Source organism: Streptomyces sp. Q2 (genome assembly GCF_056820935.1).
Genome location: NZ_JBXEJE010000021.1, coordinates 126053 through 148439 on the forward strand (window position 1 = coordinate 126053; position 22387 = coordinate 148439).

Genomic DNA, 22387 nt, shown 5'->3' on the forward strand with positions numbered 1-22387 from the left:
GGGGAGCGCTTCCGGCACGGAAGCGCTCCCCACCCTCATCGCCGACCATCGCACGCATCCCAGTCAGAGAGCCGAGGTACCGTCATGCGCCGCACACTGCTCGCCCTGGCAGCAGCACTCTCCTCGCTGCCGCTGGCGCTCGCCACCGCACCGTCCGCCCACGCGGCGGACCCGACGACCATGACCAACGGGTTCTACGTGGACCCCGACTCCAGCGCGAAGCGGTGGACCGCCGCCAACCCCGGCGACGGCCGGACGCCCGCGATCAACGCCTTCATCGCCAACACCCCGACGGCCCGCTGGTTCGGCTCCTGGAGCGGCACCATCGGCACCGCCACCGGCGCGTACGTGGGCGCCGCGGACGCCCAGGACAAGCTGCCCATTCTTGTCGCCTACAACATCTACCACCGCGACTACTGCGGCGGGCACTCCGCGGGCGGAGCCTCCTCACCCTCCGACTACAGGAACTGGATCGCCCAGTTCGCGGGCGGGATCGCGGGCCGCCCGGCCGTCGTCGTCCTCGAACCGGACTCCCTCGGGGACTACGGCTGCATGAACCAGACCCAGATCGACGAACGCGAGGCCATGCTCACCGGCGCGCTCGCCGAGTTCAACCGCCAGGCTCCCAACACCTGGGTCTATCTCGACTCCGGCAACCCGGCCTGGGCGAGCGCGGCCACCATGGCCCAGCGCCTCCACGAAGCCGGCCTCCGACAGGCCCACGGCTTCTCGCTCAACGTCTCCAACTACCTGACCACGGCCGAGAACACCGCGTACGGCAACGCCGTCAACAGCGAACTGCGCGCCCGGTACGGCTACACCAAGCCGTTCGTCGTGGACACCAGCCGCAACGGCAACGGCTCCAACGGCCAGTGGTGCAACCCCTCGGGCCGCCGGATCGGGACGCCGACCCGGCTGGGCGCAGGCGCCGAGATGCTCCTGTGGATCAAGGTCCCGGGTGAGTCCGACGGCAACTGCGGCGTCGGAACCGGCTCCTCGGCCGGACAGTTCCTCCCCGACGTCGCCTACAAGATGATCTACGGCTACTGATCCGGGACCGATGCGCCGCGGTTCCGGTACCGGGTCAGGGGCGAGAGCCTTCCTCCAGCTTCTCGAAGAAGAACTCGTGCTTGAGGAACGAGACGTCGTACTCGTGGCCGGCCTGCGGCGGCAGCAACTGGGACGCCTGGAACAGACGCCACCCGTCGTGCAGCGCGGCGAGCCCGGTGGGGTAGGGCGGCTCGTCGCTGTCACCGGTCGTCGGACGAGATCGGCCGGTCCCGTCGTACCGGGACCATCCCAGCACATCGGAGTCGAGTGCCGAGGTGGAGAGGTAGAGGACCAGAACCTGCTGTCTCATGCGTGACTCCTCAGGGCCGGGCGGTTGCTGACGCGTGTGACCCAGTACTCGACGTCGAACGACTCGTCGCCGGTCAGGGCGCGCCACAGCAGGACCCGGTTGTAGATCTCCAGTCGGGCGGTGGCCTGCTCGCACCAAGGGAAGTTCGTGTCGAGTTCCGCGGTCACCGCCGGGTCGTTCAGGTCGGTGGTGTCCCAGAGCCTCACCTGCGGCACGGTCGGGTTGAGGCGGAGTTTGTACATGTAGCGACGGCGCGCCGTGTCGTTGCGGCGACCGCCGTGCCAGATCCCGTGATGCAGGAGGACGACCGTGCCGGGCGGGCAGGTCAGACGCGTCTGCCCCCTGAGGTTCTGGACGCGGCCGATGTCCGTCTCGTTGATCCTGCGGAGATGACTTCCGGGCACACTGAGCGTGCCGCCCATCTCGGCGGTCACCTCGTGCGGGTAGTACATGAGCTGGATGTCGAACGCGTCCGGCCGTACGTCGATGATCGCGTCTCCGTGAAGGGGCTGCGCCTGCCCCTCGTGCGGCTCGCGCACATGTACCGCATGGTGGTCGACGGTCGGCTCGGAGCCGACCAGGCTCTCGACAGCGCCCGCGACGACCGGCAGGGCGAGCAGCTCGTGGACGAAGGTGTCCTGCGCGAACGCCTTGCTCAGCGGAGTGCCGTAGGGCACGGCCGGAAGGCCGTCGGTCAGGGTCGCGATGGCCCGTTCATTGATTTCCTGCGGCACCACTCCGTCCAGGCGCAGAAATCCCTGCGCGACGAAGCGCGCCGCCTGAACCGATGTCAGGAGTTGCTTGCTGGTTGGCATGCGACGAAGGTACGTGCCCTGACCGGTTCAGTCGTGGGCTGAAATCGTCCAGTGCTGGTATTTTTCCACCATCGTGAAGCACGTGACACTACGGCTCGACGAGCCGCCCACCGTGGTCGGCGCCGGCATCGGGGTACACGGCGTCTCCACCGACCACGACGTCTTCCGGCTGCCGGACCTGTGGCAGCTGCACCTCTACAACTACGAGGGCGTCCTGTCCCTCGGGCGGTCGGTCCACCCCATCCGGCCCGGCCACGTCAGCCTCGTGCCACCGAACACGGAGGTGCACTTCCACTACCGGGGCAGGTCGGAGCACTTCTACGTCCATCTACGGCTGCACGACGGCGGAACCGGACGGGTAGTCCCGGTGATGCAGGACGCCGCGGAGGAGAGCACACGCCTCGCCGATCTGCTTCGGCACGCCGTCACGGCCATGCCGACTTCTGTCCCACGCGCCACCGCCGAGGTCTGGGCCGCCCTGTGGCGCGTGGCCGAGTTGCCGAGAAGCGACGGGGCCGGGCGCCACCATCCCCTCGTCGTCGCCGCACAGGCCTACGTCGAGGTACACCTGACGGGCCCGCTGTCCGTACCGGACATCGCTCGCGCCGTCGGAATCTCCCACACACACCTGACCCGTGTGTTCCGCGCCGAGACCGGCCGCACGATCGTGGCGTACATCCGGCACCGACGCCTTCAGCGCGCCCGCCATCTCCTGCTGTCGTCGACCCTGTCCGTCACCGCCATCGCCGCGGCCGTGGGCATCGCCGACCTCCAGGCCTTCAACAAGGCCTGCCGCCGTGAGCTCGGCGCGAGCCCGCGTGACATACGCGGGGCCGGGCGCGAGGGAACCGGCCGCGCGTTCCCTAGGGGCTGACCGCCTCGTTGACGTCAGTGTGCACCGTACGCCTGTACGGACAATGCACCCGCGAGTCGGGGTCGTCACGCGTCGCCGCGCCCAATGGCTTCATCCCATGCGTCACCTGGTGGCAGGCACCGTGGCGGGCAGCGGCCGCCTGTCACTTCCGTGCCGTCGTCCCGAAGGGGAGCGGTTCGCCGGAGCGCAGGTGTTCTCTCAGCCACTGCTCGGTGTTGCTCACGTGCAGCAGTGCGGCGGCCTGGCTGAGGGCGGCGTCACGGGTGGACAGTGCGTTGTAGATCGCCTCGTGCTCGACGAGCGTGCGGCCCGCGGCCTTGTCGTCGACCAGACCTCGCCAGATGCGGGCGCGCAGGGTGCGGCCGGAGATGCCCTCCAGGAGGGCGAGGAGGGTCTCGTTGCCCGTGGCCGAGATGACGGCGCGGTGGAAGGCGGCGTCGTGCGCGTTGAGCTGTCCGACGTCGTCGCGGGCCTCGCGCATGGCGTCCAGGTGCCGCCTCACCTCATCCAGCTGAGCGTCGGAGATCCGGGTGGCGGCAAGGGCCGTCGCGATCGGCTCGAGGAGTCGCCGTACCTCCATGAGGTCCTGCAGGGCGACCGAGTCGCCCTGCAGCAGTTCCACCGCACCGCCGAGCCCTTCCAGGAGCAGGCTCGGCTGGAGGCTGGTCACATAGGTGCCGTCGCCCCGCCGGACCTCCAGGACCCGCGCGACGGCCAGCGCCTTGACCGCTTCGCGGGCGAGATTGCGGGACAGGCCCAGCTGCGCGGCCAGGTCCGGCTCCGGTGGGAGCTTCGAGCCCGGAGGCAGGGCACCGGTCCGGATCAGCTCACGGATGTCCTCGATGGCCTTGTCCGTCAGAGACACCGCTCATCCCTCCCCCCACCGTGCCCCCGTGAGCACGCTCGACCTGATCAGCCTCTGAGTGCGGAGATCGTCCAGGGGCCGTCCGGGACTTGCTGATCATGGAGTTCTCCATTACGTCCGACCTGTTCGGGAGTCCGCATGCCGAGAGTGACGTTGATGATACGGGGATGCGTGTGCGGGAAGGCGATCACGCGACGGCGGGCCGACCGCGGGAGAGCAGTCCCGAGTTGAACACACCCAGTTGTCCAACCGGCCCAGGACGGTGCGTTCCAGCCTGTCCTCGAAAGAGCCGAGCACGCCGTCCCGGCTGAACTCCCACTGCCTGCGCGATCGTCCCGTAGGACGAAGCCCTCGCTGTGGATGCGGAGACGACAACTGCGAAACATTCCATGTTTGGCGATCTCAACACCCACTGGATCAGGATAATTCAGGCAACTAGCCTGCAGAGGTGGGTACTTTCATCCCTGCACACCGGTTGACATCCCATGGCGACATGACCGACCTTCATCCGTGGCCCCTGAATTCCCCCTGTCCCCTTCCGCATTAGGGATGTGTACATGTCGAGTTCGATCCACAGGCGCCGCTTCCTGGCCGGCGCCACCTGTGTGGCCGCGGCGGCCGTTGCCGGAGGTGTGTTCAGCGGCGGCGTCGCCCAGGGCGCACCCAGCACGTATACGCCCGACTGGAACTCGGTCGACCAACACCCGCCGGCTCCGGAGTGGTTCCGGGACGCGAAGTTCGGGATCTACTTCCACTGGGGCGTCTTCAGTGTTCCCGCCTTCGACAACGAGTGGTACCCGCGCAGCATGTACCAGGCCGGGACCAACGCGAACCGGCATCACATCGCGACCTACGGCCAGCCATCAGCTTGGCCGTACCACAACTTCATCAACGGAGCGCGGGACCTGGCGGGCAGCGCCGTACAGTTCGCGCCGAAGCTGAAATCGGCCGGTGGGAAGTTCGACCCCGACGAGTGGGTGCAGCTGTTCGTCGACGCGGGCGCGAAATTCGCCGGACCGGTCGCCGAGCACCACGACGGCTTCTCCATGTGGGACAGCCAGGTCAACGAGTGGAACTCGGTGAACAAGGGCCCCGGCCTTGACCTGTTGCGGCTGTTCTCCACGGCCGTCCGCGCCAAGGGCCTGAAGCTGCTGGTGGCCATGCACCACGCCTACCACTACAACGGCTTCTACGAATACGCCCCCGCCCAGACGGATCCCAGCCTCAAGAAGCTCTACGGGCAGCTGGACTCGGGCGCGGAGAACCAGCTCTGGTTCGACAAACTCAAAGAGGTCATCGACCGCTCCCAGCCCGACATCCTGTGGCAGGACTTCAAGCTGGACGCCGTCGACGAGACCCAGCGCCTGAACTTCCTGGCCTACTACTACAACCAGGCAAACAGCTGGGGCCGTGAAGTCGTCGCCACCTACAAGGACGGCATGAACGGCAAGGGCGAGGTCTTCGACTACGAACGCGGCGGGCCGGCCGATCTCACCACCCCGTACTGGCTGACCGACGACAGCATCTCCAGCAACAGCTGGTGCTACACCCAGGGCATCGGCTACTACACCGTCCAGCAGATGCTGCACTCGTTCATCGACCGGGTCAGCAAGAACGGCAACGTGCTGCTGAACATCGCGCCGATGGCCGACGGCACCATCCCCCGGGCTCAGAAGGACATCCTGCTCGGGATCGGAGACCACCTGAAGCGCTTCGGCGAGTCGGTGTACGCGACCCGCGCCTGGACGGCGTACGGCGAGGGCCCGACGAAGATGGGCGGTGGTGCGTTCACCAGGCCGACGGCCGGCACCGCGCAGGACATCCGCTTCACCCGCAACAAGGCGAACACCGCCCTGTACGCCACCGTCCTGGGCTGGCCCGGCAGCTCGCTGACGATCAAGACCCTCGGCTCGGACCGGATCAACCTCTCTTCGCTGACCTCGGTGAAACTCCTCGGCTCCACCGCCGGCACCTACATCGACCTGCCCGCGCCGGCCCAGAACGCCTCCGGTCTCACCGTCCAACTGCCGTCCTCGGCGCCGTACAGCGCGGGCTGCTACGTTTTGAAGCTCACCTTCTCCGGCACGATCCCGGGCCTGCGGCCGCTCGCCGGCGCCCTCGCCTTCACTGACGTCGACTACACCGGCGACTGTGCTGTCCTCACCGTCGGCGACTACACCGCGGCCGGCCTGACCGCGGCCGGACCGGGCCCGCGCACCCTCTCCTCCCTCCGGCCGGCCCCCGGCTACCAGGTGATCGGCTACTCCGGAGACAACTTCACCGGCACCTCCTGGACCTTCACCGCCGACGTCCCCGATCTCAGAGTCACTGGCAACAACGACCACATAGCCTCGCTGAAGGTCCAGTTCAACCCGGCGGCGTACTTCCGGATCACCAACGTCACCAACGGCTTCGCCCTGGACAGCGGCGGCAACGTCGCCTCCGGCTCCCACCTCAAGCAGTGGGCCTGGGACGGCAGTTCGAACCTGCAGTGGCATGCGGAGGCTGTCGCAGGCGGCTACTACCGGTTGGTCAACCGCACGAACGGCATGGTCGCCGACGGCTGGGGCGCCACCGCCGACGGCTCCCCGGCCAGACAGGCCGCCTGGAACGGCGGCACCAACCAGCAGTGGACCATCACCCACCGCGGCAGCGACCGCTACTCGATCGCCAACCGCACCACCGGCCTCGTCCTCGACGGCGGAGGCAACGTCGCCTCCGGCTCCACCACCAAGCAGTGGACCTACGGCAGCAGCACCAACCTGCTGTGGACCTTCACCGCGCTGTAGCCGACGGAGCGCGCTGCCGCTGACGTGGCGGCGCGCATCCGTGCCGCGCGAACCGGACCTGCGCCGGTTGCACGAAGTTCGGCCTCAGCACGATGCCCCAGAGGGGCATCGGTTCTCCATGGATGCCCGCCCCGCGCCCGTCGACGAACTCGCCGACGTCGGGGCCGCGGCGCTGGTCATCGAACTCGTCCGTCGCTGTCACCGCCCGCCGGACGCACTCGTGGACGCCTGCCGCCTGCGCGGCCTTCCCCTCGTCACGCTCGCCAAGGACGTCAACTTCCTGGAGGTCACCCAGGTCGTGCACGCCCTCCTGCTCGGCAACCAGGCGGACGCGATGCGCCGCACCCAGCGCAGCCACGCGGTGTTCACGGCTTTGACCCTGCGCGGTGCAGGACCGGAGGACGTGGTGCGTGCGGCGGCGGACATGTGCGGCCGCACCGTCGTCCTGAAGAACCTGGTGTCACCAGGCACTGATCTGCGAACCGTCCGGAGGCACGGTGGAGGAGGCGCTCACCGGTTGGGAACAGCGCTCCAGGGCCACCCGGGCCGACGACCACACGGCGGCACGCGGCCCGGCGGGCTGGCTGACCGCACCCGTCGAGTACCAGGGCGAGCGCTGGGGCCGTGTGGTCATGCTCCCGTCCCGCACCGGCGGCCCCGCCTTCGGGCCGAAGGACATCACCGTGCTGGAGAGGACCGCGATGGCACTGACCGTCGCCCGCCTCATCCATGCCACCCCCTGGGAACGCACCGCACACCGAAACGCCCTGCGCGACCTGGTCGACCAGCGCCACCGCTCCGCCGAGGACGCCCGCGCCCGCTGCGCCGCGCTGAGCCTGCCGACCGAGCAGAGCCGGTTCGTCGCGACCCTGGTGGACCTCCGCACCGGCAAAAGGGGAAGCGAGCCCGAGACCCGCCTGTTCCAGGAGCTGTGGACGGCAGGCATCGCGGCCCTCGTCGGCGAGCTGGCCCCCGACCGCCTGGGCATCCTGCTGGCTCTGCGTCCCTCCCAACCCTGGCGCCCCATCGTCGAACGACTGAGCGGCACCGCACGGAGCCTGGCCCCGCAAGCAGTGGTGAGCGTCGGCTCGGGGATCACGGACCTCTCCGACACCGCCCGCTCGTTCCGAGAGGCGGCCCGCGTCGCGAGGCCACCCCACCCGCCAGCCCCTCCCCCGGGACCGGTCCTTTCACGAGCTGTCCGACATCAGCCTGCACCGCCTGCTGTACGCCCTCCGCGAGGACCCCCGGGTCCCGGAGTACGCCGAACAGCAGCTCGGGCGGCTCATCGATCACGACGCCCAGCACGGCACCGACCTGCCGACGACCCTGCGGCACTCCCTCGAAGCGGCCGGCGACAAGACCACCGCCGCACGCCGGGGCGGCCTCTCCCGCGAAACCATGTACCAACGCCTGCGCACCGTCGAGCGTCTCCTCGACCGCGACCTGGAGTCCGGCGAACAGCGCACCGAACTCCACGCGGCTCTCATGGCCCTCGATGTGCTGCGAGCCGACTGACGTTTGACGGGCCATGGCCTGACCAGCCTGGTACGGCCACCACAGCCGCCGTCCCCGACGCGACCACCTGAGCATGACGTCGAAGCGCTTCGATTGACCTTCTCTCGCCAGCAGGCCGTCAAAGAACCAGCCAGAGAAAGCATCCGGCGGTAGAGACCCTTGTTCCACACTAAACTTGTCCGCTAACTTGCGCCTGGAAGTGAAGCGCTTCGACAGCGTGCACGGCCTGCCGCCCGGCGGTTGCGCGGTCCTGCGCGGGCACTGACCTCGAAAGGGCCGACATGACCAAGGAACAAGGGACCTTCCGCTGGGGACATGGAGCCCTCGGCCTCGAGATCGTCCTCGATGACGACGGCAGCCCGCGCCTCACGCATCTCGGACTGCCCGGCGAAGCACGGAGAGTCCCCGGTGCATCCCTGCCGCTGGTGGAGGTGACGGCCGCCGGTCACGGCCGTGGCTGGTCGGGCAGCCACCTCGTGGGCACTGATCTCGGCGGGCGGCTGCGCCACCGAACCCACCACGCGACCCGCGACGGCGACTGGCACACACTCACCGTGCACCTCCACGATCCGGAAACCGGGCTGGTCGCGGAGGTGACCTACCGATCACCGGACGGCGTCCCCGTGCTCCGCAGCGAGGTGACCCTGCGCAACGAAGGGCGGGCCACGCTGCACCTGGAGTCGGTCAGCTCGCTCGCGGTGGGCGGCCTCACCCCGCAGGACCCGACGGCCATCGACGCCGCGGACCTGCTGTGGGCGGAGAACGACTGGCTCACCGAATGCCGCTGGCAGCGGCAGCCGATGCGCCTGACCACACCGGTCCACAGCGGACGCGTGAGCAACGGGCACGGCAAAGCCGGCTTCGCCCTGAACGGACAGGGCACCTGGTCCAGTTGCGGACGCCTCCCCATGGGCGGCCTGACGGACCGGCGTACCGGCCGCACCTGGGTGTGGCAGATCGAGCACAACGGCGGAGGCTGGCGCTGGGAGTGCGGCGAACGGGACAAGGCGGCCTACGCGGCGCTGTTCGGACCCACCGACACCCATCACGGCTGGCGGCACCCCCTCGAATCCGGCGCCGTCTTCCGCACCGTTCCCGTCGCCCTCTCCTTCAGCGCCGACGGCGGACCCGACGCCGCGTTCGCCGCGCTGACCCGCTACCGCCGCGTCCAGCGCCGCCCGCATGGCGACCACCAGCACCTGCCCGTCATCTTCAACGACTACATGAACTGCCTGATGGGCGACCCCACGACCGAGAAGCTGCTGCCGCTCATCGACGCGGCGGCCGACGCGGGCGCGGAGTACTTCGTGATCGACGCCGGCTGGTACGACGACGACAACGGCGGCTGGTGGGACAGCGTCGGCGCCTGGGAGCCCGCCGCCTCCCGGTTCCCCGGGACGCGCGGGATCCACGAGGTACTGGACCGCATCCGGGAGCGCGGCATGGTGCCCGGCCTGTGGCTGGAGCCGGAGGTGATCGGCGTCCGCAGCCCCATGGCCAAGTCCCTGCCCGAGGAGGCGTTCTTCCGCCGCGACGGCACCCGCGTCTCGGAGGCCGGCCGGCACCACCTGGACCTGCGCCACCCGGCCGCCCGTGCCCACCTGGACCAGGTCGTGGACCGCCTGGTCGGCGAGTGGGGCGTCGGCTACCTCAAACTCGACCACAACATCGACCCCGGCTCCGGCACCAGCTCCCACCCCGGCGAGACCTCGGGCGCCGGCCTGCTCGGCCACAACCGCGCCCACCTCGCCTGGCTCGACGGCATCCTCGACCGGTACCCGCACCTGGTGGTGGAGAACTGCTCCTCCGGCGGCATGCGCTGGGACCACGCCCTGCTGTCCCGGATGCAACTGCAGTCCACGAGCGACCAGCAGAACCTCCTCCTCTACGCGCCCATCGCGGCGTCCGCGCCCACCGCCGTCACCCCCGAACAGGGTGCCGTCTGGGCGTACCCCCAGCCGGAGGACTCCCTCGACGAGGTGGCCTTCACCATGGCGGGCGCGCTCCTCGGCCGCATCCATCTCTCCGGCCGCATTGCCGAACTCGGGCCGGAGGCCCGCGCTTTGGTCCACGAGGCGGTAGGGGCGTACAAGGCCATCCGCGCCGATCTGCCGCACGCCGTGCCGGCCTGGCCACTGGGCCTTCCCGCCTGGGACGACTCCTGGATCGCCCTGGCCCTGCGCACTCCCGCCACCACCTACCTCACCGTCTGGCGCCGACCCGGAACCGACGCCACGGCGACGCTTCACCTGCCCCACCTGCGGGACACCGCCGCCCGAGTCGACCTGCTCTACCCCTCGGTCAGCCGGGCCGTCTCCGCCTGGACGCCCGACACGGCCCGGCTGAGCGTGACCCTGCCCACCGCGCCGTCCGCCGTCCTGCTCCGCATCACCCCCACGGACGCCGACGCTCCCTGAACCACCCCCCACGCCCGCATCACTCACGAATCGACGAGAGGACCCATCGGGTGCCCCCTCTGCGCCAGCCGGACGGACGCTTCACCAACCCCGTGCTCCCCGGCTTCCACCCCGACCCCAGCGTCTGCCGCGTCGGCGACGACTACTACCTCGCCTGCTCCAGCTTCGAGTACTTCCCCGGGGTGCCCCTCTTCCACAGCCGTGACCTGGTGCACTGGACGCAGATCGGCAACGTGTTGGACCGGCCGGACCAACTGCGGCTGCCCGCCTCCATGCCGTCCTCCGGCGGGATCTACGCCCCCACCCTGCGCCACCACGACGGCCGCTTCTGGCTGATCGTCACCAACTGCAGCGAGGGCGGCGGCAACCTGATCGTCACGGCCACCGACCCCGCCGGACCGTGGTCGGACCCCATCTGGGCGCCAGGTGTCCCAGGCATCGATCCCGACCTGGTCTGGGACGAGGACGGCACCTGCTGGTGCACGGTCGCCGGGGTCTCGCAGGTCCGTATCGACCCGTCCACCGGGCAGACGTACGGAACACCGCACAGGCTCTGGTCCGGCGCGCCCGGCGCCAAGGCCCCGGAGGCGCCGCACCTGTACCGGATCGGCGACTACTGGTACCTGCTCATCGCCGAGGGCGGCACCGAACGCGGCCACGGCGTGTCGATCGCCCGCGGCCGTACGCCCAACGGCCCGTTCGAGCCGTGCCCGGCCAACCCGATCCTCACCCATCGCGGCACCGACCACCCCGTTCAGAACACCGGGCACGCCGACCTGGTCCAGGGCCCCGACGGCTCCTGGTGGATGGTGCTGCTCGGCGTCCGACCGGGTGGCGGCACGCCGGGCTGGCACGTGCTCGGCCGGGAGACCTTCCTGGCCCCCGTGACCTGGGTGGACGACTGGCCGGTCGTCGGCGAGGTCGCCCTCGACCTGCCCGAGCTCCCGTGGCCGGTCTCCCCCAGCCCCGTCCAGGAGCCCCGGGACGACTTCGAACTCGCCGAATTGCGACCGTCCTGGATCTCCCTGCGCGACCGGCCGGCCGAACACTGCACCACCAAGGAGCGCCCCGGATGGCTGACGCTCCGCGCACGGGGCGGCTCCCTGGACGAGCCGGACGCGGTGTTCACCGGCCGACGCCAACAACATCTGTCGTGCCGGGCGCGCACCCTGGTCGATGCCGCGGAGGGAGACGGTGGCCTCGCCGTGCGGCTCGACGAGCGGCACCACTACGCGGTCGAGGTGTCCGGCACGCGGGTGCGGGTGGTCGCGCGCGTCGGCTCCCTGCGCACGGTCGTGGCCGAACAGGCCGTGCCCGCCGGGCCGGTGGTCCTCGCCGTCACGACCACGCAACCGCCGTCTCCGCACGGGCCGTGCACGGGACCCGACGTCGTCTCCCTCGGCTTCGAGCAGCCCGACGGCACGTTGACCGAGCTCGCGACCCTCGACGGCCGCTACCTGTCGACCGAGGTCGCCGGCGGCTTCACCGGCCGGGTCATCGGCATGTACGCCGCGGCAGGCACCGTCCACTTCGACTGGTTCGACTACGAGCCCCTCGACGACTGAAGAGGGCTCCCTCCCTTCTGCCTCCCGCTGCCTCCCGCTGCTGGCAGGGGCGCAGGACGCTCCGGCATGGGGCGACGAGGGACGACTGCCCCGTCCTGCCCGACCGGCTCGGTGGTCCGGCCCTGCATCCCGAGAGCGGCACGACACACGTCACCCCGCGGGCCTACGGCGGCAGGCGCGGCCGACGGGTGGCGCCTGGTCGCTGCCCGGCCACGGGCCGGATCACCCGTACGACCCCTGCAGTGGCGCGACCCCGCCCTGTTCGCCTGGATCAAGTCGAGCTGGACCACCCGCTCGGGGACCACCTCCTTCGACAAGGTCTTCGTGGCCAAGTCGAGCCGGATCACGGCCCAGTCGCTCACACTGAACCGGAACGGCACCAGGTTCCAAGGTCTGTGGCACGGGGACACCAAGCTTGTCGAGGGCCGGGGCTACACCGTCTTCGACGATCGGCTCGCCCTCACGGCGCAGGCGCTGACCCGGCTGACCGGCGAGCGGGACCACGGGGTCAACGCGACGCTCCAGGCCCGGTTCTCCCGCGGCCTGCCCTGGAACAACGACGTGGTCACCCACGACACTCGGGTGCTGTCCAACGCCCCGGGCACACCCGATGCGTTCACCATTCCCACGAAGTACCAGGGTGGCCTGCTGGCGACCATGGAGGCCACGTACGCCGACGGCAGCAACGCCGGCCAGACCAGCTGGACTCCGTACCAGGAGTTCAACCAGGCCTTCCCGCCCGACTACCCCAACGGCACGATCATCCTGACCACCGCGTTCCTGAAGGCGCTGCGTGACGGCGAACCGGCGACGCTGACCTTCCACTTCCACAGCGGCGCCAAACTGAAGTACAAGGTCACGAAGTCCGCAGACTCGGTCTCCGGCACGGCTGTCAAGGAGTCCTGACCGACCGGGCCCTCGCCCTGGTTGCCCGCCTCCCGGGCAACCGGGCACCGGCGTTCCCGCGCGCCGCCCCACTCCGCCTTCGGCATGGTCGTGCTCTCCCGGACGGTCACCGCCCGTCCAAGACCGCCGACGGCTCCTCCACGCAAGTCTGCAAGCCGTGGGATCGCAACGCCCCTTCACGGATCTGTTTTGACGAGGTGCTCACCCCGGAGGTTCGCTTCGGGCCACTCCGCGCTGCGAGTTGGAGGCTTTGCCAACCGAGGATTCGACCCCTTCCCCGACCTGCCCGTCCGGCGCGGTGCCTTCGTGCTCGGCGGCCACCACCAACCAGGCGAAGTCATGCGGTCAGCACTGGCCGTCCGCGAATACGGGCCAAGCAACGGTTCCCTCGTCCGTCGAACGGGCAGACTGGCGGCCAACCGGTGATACTCGGGGGGGGCTGAGGATGGAGCGTTACGAGTACGGCTACCTGTACTTCGTCGAGGTGCACGTGGCAGCGAAGCGCCGTCAACCGCCCACAAGCGAGTTCTGGGCCTGCGCTTACATGGGGAGCGGGACGGGGGCCGAACGATGCGAGTCATTCCTCGGCACGCTCAACACCCTGGGTTCTCAGGGCTGGGTGATCGACCAGGGCACGCAGGCTGCCACGCCCGAGTGGGTGCAAACGGCCATCGCCGCCAGGGTCGAAGGAGCAGCTGTGACAAGCGCCTCGACACAGCACTTCATTCGCCGCCGGACAGCCTGATCTGACGGCCAGGTGGCCGTCTTCATAGTGGCCCAAGTCCACCGCTCCGCGGCCATGACCGGGATGGCGTTCCTGCCCCTGGCCCCGCAGTGCCGCTCCGAGCGGGGACTGCGGGAGGGGGAAGTCGGCGGGGAGCAGCCTGGTCTGCTGGGTGAGGTTGGCAGTGTCTGCCTTTGAGGGCTGGTTCTTTCTCGGAATGCCGGCCGGTGTGGTGGTGGCCGGTGCCATGGACGGTGCGGTCTGAGGGGGCATAGTGGCACCTGGGGCGGACAGCGGGCATGGGTGAGGCCCGCACCCCGGGGGACCTTCAGTGAGGCCTACCAGCGTGACCACCATGGTCACGCCCTGCCCGGCCGGTGCCGAGACAGGCCGAGCCCCGTCGCGGGGCTCCGGCCGGAAAGACCAGATCATGATGAGCAGCGCTGAGCAGGGTTCGGCGATCAGCCTGACCAAGGTGCAGGAGACGGCACCCGATCTGGTGAGCCTGTACAAGTCGGCCGGCGACAGCGTGAGCGAGCACGGCCTGTCCGGTCTGCGTGCTGCGGTCTACCTCGTCCTGGACCGCTCGCGGTCCATGCACCCGTACTACAAGGACGGGACAGCGCAGCATCTGGCGGAGCAAGTGCTGACGTTGGCCGCCCACTTCGACGATGACGGCCGTGTGCCCGTCGTTTTCTTCTCCACCGACGTCGACGGCGTCGGCGACCTGGAGTTGGGCGGCCACCAGGGCCGCATCGACAAGCTCCACCAGAACCTGGGCCACATGGGGCGGACGAACTACCACTGGGCGATGGACGCGGTCATCGACCACTACCTCGCCTCCGGCAGCCAGTCCCCCGCTCTCGTCGTCTTCCAGACCGACGGCGGGCCCACGAGCAAGGTCGCCGCCGAGCGCTACCTGTGCAAGGCCTCCCGCCTGCCCCTGTTCTGGCAGTTCATCGGGTTCGGCGACCCCGATGACAACGAGTTCGCCTTTCTGCGCCGACTCGACGAACTGGCCGTCCCCACCCGCCGCATCGTCGACAACACGGGATTCTTCCACGCCGGCCGTGACCCTCGCAGCGTTCCGGACCCGCTGCTGTACGACCGGCTTCTGCGGGAGTTTCCCAGCTGGCTCTCGGACGCCCGCACCGCCCAGGTGCTGCGGTGAACGCGGGAGCGGGCGGCCTGCTCGCGCCGGCGGGCTCTGGCGTGAGTGGGACACCGCCCCGGCCGCAGCCATCAAAACTGAATGCAGATGACTGGACCCACCACGCGCCCCGTGGCCAGCCTCGGCCCTCGTGAACCAGCGCCAGCGAAAGAAACGCTCCTTGCGCCTCTTCCACGCAATCGCGGTGGGTGACACAGCTGTCGTGAAGGCGGTCCTGCGGACCGGGGCCAACCCGGAGCAGATCGACAGTGGAGGCACCACCCCTCTGTATGCCGCATCCGTGAACGGACAAGCCGAGATCGCCCGACTGCTGCTGGCGGCCGGCGCCTCCCCTGACCGCGAGAGCAGCGGAATCGGCGCGGAGGGCACACCGTTGTGCGCAGCCGCATGCTGGGGGCACACCGAGACGGTGCGCGCGCTGTTGGCACACGGTGCCGATCCGAATGTTCAGGGAAGATCACGGCACAGGATGGTCCCCCTTGGACTGGGCCAACAACGGCCCCCACCCCGCAACTCTCGCTCTCCTCGCTACGGCGGGCGCCACGACCAGCGGGCGAACGACATAGCAGCGGCGTCCACCCTCCCGAATCCCATCAGCGCGGTGGACCTCGACGTGCCGCCTTCGGTGGGCGCAGAACCGCCCACCGACGCGGAACCGGGTCCGCTGCGGGACGCGGCGGACCCCGCTCGGATCATTCGCGCCGAGGTCACCTCGTCCAGTAGCGGATGTTGCGGAAGCGGGCCTCGGCGCGGCCGGAGCCGTGGTGGTACACGCCGTTCTTGAAGTAGCGGGTGGCGGCGCCCCGGTCGTCGACCGTCAGGACGAGGGAGTCGTCGAGGTAGACCTTGATGGTCCCGGTCCCGCTGCTCGCCTGGTGGGCGATCTTGACGTTGAACCAGGTGTCGTACGCACCCGTCTTGAGCACCGTGCCGTCGTAGCGCCGCACGGTCCCGCCGTTGGTGTTGTAGGCGTTGAGCATGATGTCGGTGGCGGGGGTGCCCGAGGGGCGCACGCTCCGCAGGGTCTGCACGAAGGAGGCTCCGTCGGTGCCGGACGGGATGTAGACGTCGGCGTCCCACATGCGGTTGCCCGTGGTGTACTCGGCCCGCCAACGCATCTCGGTGCGTGGGTCGGTGGAACTGCCCTCCTCGAACGGCTCGTCGGTGGCGTACACCCACGTGCGGTGGACGCCGCCGCTGTAGCTGTGCCGGTCGCTGAGGTCGAGGTTCCAGGGCTTCTGCCAGCTGTACGTGAACGAGGTCTGCGTCCAACCGTCGGTCGGGTCGGCGGCCGGCGCGGCACCGGCGAGCGGGGCCGGCGGCAGGGCGAGCGCGGCGCCGCCGGCCAGCAGGCCGGCTCCTGCGCGTAAGACGGTTCTCCTGTTCATCGCGTGTCCTTCCGGTGAGGGAGAGGGGTGGGGAACGCGAACGCAGGCAACCCCAATACATCGGAGGAGTCAAGACCTTCGACCAACGCTGACGATGTGGGTGTGAAGTCCGAATCCGCCCCTCAATGCGCAAAGCCTGGTGAAGATAGATGACTGTTAAGGTCATTGACAGATGCATGGCACACGCTTAGGTTCCCCGATACACCCGATGTATCGATGATCCGTCAGGTCTGGAGGACGATGATGACCTCGCAGTCGGGGAAGCATGCGCCGGTGCCCCGCAGAGCCGTACTCGGCACCGCGCTGGGCGGAGCGGCAGCGGCGGCCCTGCCCGGAACGGCCCACGCCGAACCGTCCGCACCGGCGGACCGGTTGGCCGACGCCACTGCCGTGGCCGGGGGCGGCAGACGCCCCTGGAGACTCCGCGACACCATGACCACCGACCGCGCCTGGGAGACGTTCCTGCGCGGCCAGGACCTGCTGTGGACCAGGCTGCCCACCCGCTGGTACGAGGGCCCGTTCCTCGGCGACGGGCTGCTCGGCAGCATGGTCTACCAGGAGCCTGGCGCCAACCAGATCCGCTTCACGGTCCAGCACGGCCGTGTCCAGGATCACCGACCCGAACTGGGCAGCAGCTGGGGCACCTGTCGTCTGCCGGTCGGGCACCTCACCCTCGATCCGGTCGGCACCATCACCTCCGTCGACTGGCGGCTGAGCCTGTGGAACGCCGAGCTCACCGGCACCGTCACCACCACCGCGGGCACGCTCACCCTCTCCACCCTCATCCACGACGAGGTTTTCGCCGCCCGCGTGACGGCCGACGGCGGCGAACAGGTCACCTGGACGTTCCACCCCGAGGAGGCCGTCAGCCCCCGGCGCATCAGCGAGGCCCCGCCCGCCGACTACACCGCCAACCCGCCCTGGACCACCCGGACCGCAGCCGACGGTACCGAACAGGTGCTCCAGCCCCTCATCGGCGGCGGCCAGACCGCCACCGCGTACCGTCGCACCGGCGACGAGCTGCTGCTCAGCGTCGGACACAGCTTCCCCTCCGACACCGCCGCCGAGGCCGCCTCACTGCGCAACCTCCGGCGCGCGACGTCGTACCGGGCCCTCAGACGACGGCACACCCCGTGGTGGCACGCCTTCTACCAGAAGAGCTTCGTCTCCTTCCCCGATCAGCGGCTGCAGAGCTTCCACTGGATCCAGCTCTACAAGGTCGCCTGTGCCAGCCGCGCGGGCGGCCCCGTCATGGCCACCTCCGGACCATGGCTGGAGCCCACCCCCTGGCCCGCGGTGTGGTGGAACCTCAACGTCCAGCTGGAGTACTGGCTCATCCACGGCGCCAACCACCTGGAACTCGACTCGCTCGCCACCACGCTGCGCCAGAACCAGGAACAGCTCATCGCCAACGTGCCCGCCGCCTACCGCGCGGACAGCTCCGGAGTCGGCCGCAGCTCGGACATGTTCGCCACCCGCGCCGTCGGGCAGCCGGGCACCGGTAACGAGGCCGGCAACCTCACCTGGGCGCTGCACAACGTGTGGCTGTCCTACCGGCACTCCATGGACGAGTCGCTGCTGCGCGACACGGTCTTCCCGGTGCTGCGTAGGGCGATCAACTACTACCTGCACTTCCTCACCCCGGGCAGCGACGGCAAGCTCCATCTTCCGAGCACGCTCTCGCCCGAATACCCCGTCGTGCCACCGCAGGACACCAACTACGACCTCGCTCTGATCCGCTGGGGCTGCCAGACGCTCATCGAATCGGCACAACTGCTCGGCATCGACGACGAGTTGATCCCGCGCTGGCAGGAGGTGCTGGCCAAGCTCACGCCGTACCCGGTCGACGACAACGGCTTCATGATCGGCGCCGGCACCCCGTACGCGCAGTCCCACCGGCACTACTCGCACCTGCTGATGGTGTACCCGCTGTACCTCGTCAACTGGGAGCAGCCCGAAAACCGCGACCTGATCACGAAGTCGGTGGTCCGCTGGCAGTCACTGGCCAACGCCCACCGGGGCTACAGCTACACCGGGGCCGCCTCCATGTACGCGATGACCGGCGACGGCGACACCGCGATCACCTACCTGCGGAAGTTCTTCGACCCCACCACCCGCTACCCGTGCCAGGCCAACACGCACTACACCGAGGCCGGTCCGGTCATCGAGACACCGCTGTCCGCCTCGCAGTCCCTGCACGACATGTTCTGCCAGAGCTGGGGCGGTGTGATCCGCGTGTTCCCGGCCGTCCCGTCCGCCTGGGCGGACGTCACCCTGCACGACTTCCGCACGCAGGGCGCCTTCCTGGTCAGCGCCGTCCGAAAAGCGGGGGCGACCCGGTTCATCCGCGTCCGGAGCCTGGCGGGCGAGCCGCTCCGACTCCGCCACGGCCTCAGCGGGACCCTCACCGTACTGCTGGACGACGGCACCCCGGCCCGCACCAAGGATCTGGGCGACGGCACCCTCGCCATCGACCTGCCCCGGGGCCGCGAGGTGCTCGTCCACTCCGGCCCACGGCCCGACCTCTCCATCGCGCCCGTCACCGTCAGCGAACCGGGCCCGGCCTGGGGTCTGCCGTAGTGGCCGTCCGCACGCACGTGTGCAGAGTCCCGCCGTAGCGGCTCCCGCACACACGTGTGCAGAGTCCCGCCGTAGCGGCTCCCGCACACACGTGTGCAGAGTCCCGCCGTAGTGGCCGTCCGCACGCACTGCCGTGCAGGGGCCCGCCCGCCGACACGGCGGCGGGCCCTGAACGTCCCCCCGTCCGGCCGCCGTTGCATTCCGCACCCGCACCCCCGTGAGCCGGGCATCCCTTGACCGACATCCCACCTCATCCCCCGGGAGGGTTCCATGGCGGTTCCGATCAGAACCGCGGTCGCCGCGCTCTGTGCCGGACTGATGGCCACACTCTGCACAACCGTGCCCGCGCGGGCCGACCAGGACGCCGGCTCCGCCGGGCGTGTCTGGGCGGTGTCCGGCCCCGAGCGCGCGGCAGCGGCGCGCGAACCCCGCGCGCAGGTGTCCCTGGACGCGACCGCCGGCACGCTGAGTCTGTCGGTGTCCCGCGGCGGCCGGACGGTCATCGAACCGTCGCCCGTCGGCATCGTCACCGAACGGGCCGATCTGTCCCAGGGCCTGCGCTTCCTGCACCGCAAGGACCGACTGGTCGACGAGCGGTACCGGACCAAGTCCGGCAAACGGCTGGAACGCCGTGCCCTCATGAACGAAACGCGCCTGTCGTTCGCCACCTCCTCCGGTGCCCGCCTCGACCTCGTCGTGCGCGCCTCCGCCGACGGCGTCGCCTACCGGTACGTCCTGCCCGCCGGGTACGGCGACGTGCTCGGCGAGACCTCCGCGTTCAACCTGCCGCCCGACGCGAGCGCGTGGCTCGGCACCTACCGGGTCGACAACGAGGGCCAGTTCAAGCAGTACACCGCCGCGACCGCGCCCACCGGCGAGTACTCGGACCAGGCGCTGTTCGCGACCGACGGCGGCTACACCCTGCTCGCCGAGTCCGACCTCACCGGCGCGTACTCCGGCGCCCGGCTCGCCCACGACCAGGGCACCGGCACCTACCGGATCAAGCTCGCCGACGACCGGGTAAGGACCGACGGCCCGCTCGCCACTCCCTGGCGGGCCATGGTGACCGGCGACCTCGCCACCGTCACCCGGTCCACCTTCACCGACGACCTCGCCCCCGCCTCCCGGGTCGCCGACTCCTCGTGGGTCCGGCCCGGCACGGTGCTGTGGACCTGGCTCGCCGGCGGCCGCGCGGCCGGTCAGAGCCTCGCGGCGCAGAAGGCGTACGTCGACTACGCCGCCGAGCGGAACTGGCCCTACGAGGCCGTCGACGCGGGCTGGTACTTCAAGGCCGACGAGTGGGACACCACCGACCCGAACTGGCAGACCAACAGCTGGATGCCCCAACTCACCGAGTACGCACGCGCCAAGGGCGTCGGGATCATCGTCTGGATCCATCAGCGCGACCTCGACACGCCCGAGGAACGCGCCCAGTGGCTGCCCACGCTGGAACGGTGGGGCGTCAAGGGCGTCAAGATCGACTTCATGGACTCGGAGGCGCAGAACACGCTCCAGTGGTACGACGCCATCCTCCGGGAGACGGCCGCCCACCACCTCTTGGTCAACTTCCACGGCTCCACCATTCCCAAGGGCATCCAGCGCACCTGGCCGCAGGTCATGACCCTGGAGGGCGTCAGCGGCGAGGAGAAACGCACCAACGCCGCCGCCCACCTCACCACCCTGCCCTTCACCCGCAACGTCATCGGCTCGATGGACTTCACTCCCGGCGCCTTCCAGCGCGTCGGCCTGCGCCCCAACTCCGACGCGGCCGAGGTCGGGCTCAGCGTCGCCTACGAGTCGGGCCTGCAGATGTTCGCCGGCACCCCCGAGTCGTACGACGCACGGCCGCTCGCCCGGGACTTCTTCGACCAGGTCCCTGCCGCCTGGGACGACACCCGGCTGCTCGCCGGCCTGCCCGGCCAGGAGGCCGCCCTCGCCCGCCGCAGCGGCGACCGCTGGTTCCTGGGCGGGGTGTACGCCGGCGCCGCCCACACGGCCGCGGTACCGCTGACCATCGGCCGCGGACGGTGGCTGGTCGAGTCTCTCCGGGACGGCACCGACGGGCTCGTGAAGGACCGTCAGGTGCTGCGCGGCGGTGACACGTTCAGCGTCGATGTCGTCGCCAACGGCGGCTTCGCCGGGATCGCCTGCCCCTGGCGCGCGGGCCTCACCACCTGCTACCGCTGAACCGTCCGCCGGCCGCAGGGCGAACTGCTCGCCCCGCGGCCGGCGTCAGCCCTCCGCGCCGCTTTGCCGTCCTCCAGCGGCGCCGCCATGGGGCTCCCCGGCCTCCCCTGCGACTGATCACCAGCCATCCTGCCCGGGCGGAAACACATCACCGCACGGATCTGCGCGCCCGCACTGCTCGTCGTCAGTGACCGGGCGCTGAGGCATGCGCCTTTTCACCGGCCTTCGCAAGGTCGCCTCCGGCCGTGCAGGCCAATCTCCAGGTGCGCCCCGATGCCCTCCGTCGAAACAGGCCACGCACGCCTCTTCCCGCCCTCAAACCCTGCATGGCATGCTCACGCCACCGCACAGTTATGAACATTGTTCATCTACATGAATTCTTGTGGAGGGGCGAACGGACATGAGCGCATTACATGGCATCGAGAGCGGAGACGGGCGCACCGGCATCACGAGACGACGCCTACTGGGCAGTGCCGCGGCCGTAGCGGCCTACGCCGTGGCCGGGGGCAGCGCGGCACAGGCCGCACCCACCACCCACGGGCAAGTCCCACACTTATGGCGCGAGTTCACCCGCACCCCGTACACCCACCCGCAGATCCCCTACGTCGGCCGGGCGGGCTACCGCGGCGGCGCGGTGCGACTCCCCCGCCGCCCGCTCACGTTCGACGTACGCACCTTCGGCGCCAGGGCGGACGGCACCGCCGACTCCGCCCCCGCGATCAACCGGGCCATCGCCGCAGCCGGCCGGGCCGGCGGCGGCACCGTCTCCATCCCGTCCGGGACCTTCCGGATCGACGACGTCATCCGCGTCGGCCACTCCAACGTCGTCCTGCGCGGTGCCGGTACCGGCCGCACCACGCTGTACGCGACGCGCAGCCTCACCGAGCTGATCGGCGTCTACGGCTCCCGCTACGGCGGTGACAAGTCGTCCTGGTCCTGGGCCGGCGGGCTCATCTGGCTGGCACCCGAGGCCCGTTGGAACTCCCTCGTCGCCGCGATCCGCGCCAAGGCATGGCCGTTCGAGGGCTGGACCGGCGACCGGCGCGACGAATGGCGGCCGCTCACCGGCGTCGCCCCGACTACGACTGCTGGGTGGCCGACGTGACGGTCCGTCACGCCGACAACGGCTTCGGCCTGGTGGCCGCGTCCGCCTGCACCCTGCGCCGGACCCGGGTCCGGGCCGCGGCTCCCACCATGCCTCACATGAGTCGAGGGGCCCGGCCCCGAA

16 protein-coding genes and 4 pseudogenes are annotated in these 22387 nt (G+C 70.0%); 15 read left to right on the plus strand and 5 right to left on the minus strand.

The genetic code is table 11. The features are described 5' to 3' along the window. Window positions 1-84: 84 nt before the first annotated feature. Window positions 85-1050 (plus strand): glycoside hydrolase family 6 protein, encoded by a 966-nt coding sequence (locus tag ACWBNA_RS24265; protein ID WP_482706608.1) that lies wholly within the window; start codon window positions 85-87, stop codon window positions 1048-1050. A gap of 34 nt (window positions 1051-1084) precedes the next feature. On the opposite strand, the gene ACWBNA_RS24270 is transcribed toward ACWBNA_RS24265, so the two are convergent. After that, window positions 1085-1360: a hypothetical protein gene (locus tag ACWBNA_RS24270; protein WP_482706609.1), complete on the minus strand. Its 276-nt coding sequence runs from the start codon at window positions 1358-1360 to the stop codon at window positions 1085-1087. Further along, a complete protein-coding gene (locus tag ACWBNA_RS24275; RefSeq protein WP_482706610.1) occupies window positions 1357-2175 on the minus strand; it encodes a phytanoyl-CoA dioxygenase family protein in 819 nt (272 codons plus the stop codon). The genes ACWBNA_RS24270 and ACWBNA_RS24275 overlap by 4 nt, the downstream gene beginning before the upstream one ends. Before the next feature lie 82 nt (window positions 2176-2257). On the opposite strand from ACWBNA_RS24275, the gene ACWBNA_RS24280 reads away from it, so the two are divergent. Next, window positions 2258-3049, plus strand: coding sequence for an AraC family transcriptional regulator (locus ACWBNA_RS24280; protein ID WP_482706611.1), 792 nt, complete (start codon window positions 2258-2260; stop codon window positions 3047-3049). Window positions 3050-3191: 142 nt separating this feature from the next. Here the strand turns inward: ACWBNA_RS24280 and ACWBNA_RS24285 are convergent, their stop codons facing one another. After that, the gene (locus tag ACWBNA_RS24285; protein ID WP_482706612.1) at window positions 3192-3914 is read right to left on the minus strand and encodes a FadR/GntR family transcriptional regulator; all 723 of its coding nucleotides are present in this window, start codon (window positions 3912-3914) and stop codon (window positions 3192-3194) included. Between the two features lie 557 nt (window positions 3915-4471). Between ACWBNA_RS24285 and ACWBNA_RS24290 the strand changes: the two genes are divergently transcribed. Next, complete coding sequence (locus ACWBNA_RS24290; RefSeq protein WP_482706613.1) at window positions 4472-6703, plus strand: alpha-L-fucosidase; 2232 nt, start codon at window positions 4472-4474, stop codon at window positions 6701-6703. Window positions 6704-6821: 118 nt separating this feature from the next. Further along, window positions 6822-6956, plus strand: a pseudogene (locus ACWBNA_RS24295) (hypothetical protein); the annotation flags it as partial. 207 nt (window positions 6957-7163) lie between these two features. Here ACWBNA_RS24295 and ACWBNA_RS24300 read toward each other — a convergent pair. Then, a complete protein-coding gene (locus ACWBNA_RS24300; RefSeq protein WP_482706665.1) occupies window positions 7164-7430 on the minus strand; it encodes a hypothetical protein in 267 nt (88 codons plus the stop codon). Here ACWBNA_RS24300 and ACWBNA_RS24305 point away from each other — a divergent pair. From ACWBNA_RS24305 to ACWBNA_RS24340, 8 genes and pseudogenes are all read left to right on the plus strand, one after another. Continuing rightward, window positions 7405-7794 (plus strand): annotated as a pseudogene (locus ACWBNA_RS24305) (PucR family transcriptional regulator); the annotation flags it as partial. The gene ACWBNA_RS24300 and the pseudogene ACWBNA_RS24305 sit on opposite strands and share 26 nt — an antisense overlap. 238 nt (window positions 7795-8032) lie before the next feature. Then, a complete protein-coding gene (locus ACWBNA_RS24310; RefSeq protein WP_482706662.1) occupies window positions 8033-8221 on the plus strand; it encodes a helix-turn-helix domain-containing protein in 189 nt (62 codons plus the stop codon). Window positions 8222-8502: 281 nt separating this feature from the next. After that, window positions 8503-10638: a glycoside hydrolase family 36 protein gene (locus ACWBNA_RS24315; RefSeq protein ID WP_482706614.1), complete on the plus strand. Its 2136-nt coding sequence runs from the start codon at window positions 8503-8505 to the stop codon at window positions 10636-10638. A 50-nt stretch (window positions 10639-10688) separates the two neighbouring features. Then, window positions 10689-12203, plus strand: a complete 1515-nt coding sequence (locus ACWBNA_RS24320; protein WP_482706615.1) for a glycoside hydrolase family 43 protein — start codon at window positions 10689-10691, stop codon at window positions 12201-12203. 66 nt (window positions 12204-12269) lie between these two features. Continuing rightward, entirely contained in the window at window positions 12270-13109 is an 840-nt protein-coding gene (locus tag ACWBNA_RS24325) for a X2-like carbohydrate binding domain-containing protein (protein ID WP_482706616.1), read from the plus strand. Window positions 13110-13554: 445 nt separating this feature from the next. Continuing rightward, window positions 13555-13854, plus strand: a complete 300-nt coding sequence (locus tag ACWBNA_RS24330) for a hypothetical protein (RefSeq protein WP_482706617.1) — start codon at window positions 13555-13557, stop codon at window positions 13852-13854. 409 nt (window positions 13855-14263) lie between these two features. Further along, window positions 14264-15004 (plus strand): VWA domain-containing protein, encoded by a 741-nt coding sequence (locus ACWBNA_RS24335; protein ID WP_482706618.1) that lies wholly within the window; start codon window positions 14264-14266, stop codon window positions 15002-15004. 130 nt (window positions 15005-15134) lie between these two features. Beyond that, window positions 15135-15570 (plus strand): annotated as a pseudogene (locus tag ACWBNA_RS24340) (ankyrin repeat domain-containing protein). Window positions 15571-15711: 141 nt separating this feature from the next. On the opposite strand, the gene ACWBNA_RS24345 reads toward ACWBNA_RS24340, so the two are convergent. Beyond that, window positions 15712-16392 (minus strand): cinnamyl alcohol dehydrogenase, encoded by a 681-nt coding sequence (locus tag ACWBNA_RS24345; protein ID WP_482706619.1) that lies wholly within the window; start codon window positions 16390-16392, stop codon window positions 15712-15714. A 243-nt stretch (window positions 16393-16635) separates the two neighbouring features. On the opposite strand from ACWBNA_RS24345, the gene ACWBNA_RS24350 reads away from it, so the two are divergent. From ACWBNA_RS24350 to ACWBNA_RS24360, 3 genes and pseudogenes are all read left to right on the plus strand, one after another. Further along, entirely contained in the window at window positions 16636-18972 is a 2337-nt protein-coding gene (locus ACWBNA_RS24350) for a glycosyl hydrolase family 95 catalytic domain-containing protein (RefSeq protein WP_482706663.1), read from the plus strand. Between the two features lie 270 nt (window positions 18973-19242). Further along, window positions 19243-21159, plus strand: coding sequence for a glycoside hydrolase family 97 protein (locus tag ACWBNA_RS24355; RefSeq protein WP_482706620.1), 1917 nt, complete (start codon window positions 19243-19245; stop codon window positions 21157-21159). A gap of 400 nt (window positions 21160-21559) precedes the next feature. Further along, a pseudogene (locus ACWBNA_RS24360) lies at window positions 21560-22255 on the plus strand (glycosyl hydrolase family 28-related protein); the annotation flags it as partial. Window positions 22256-22387 lie beyond the last annotated feature (132 nt).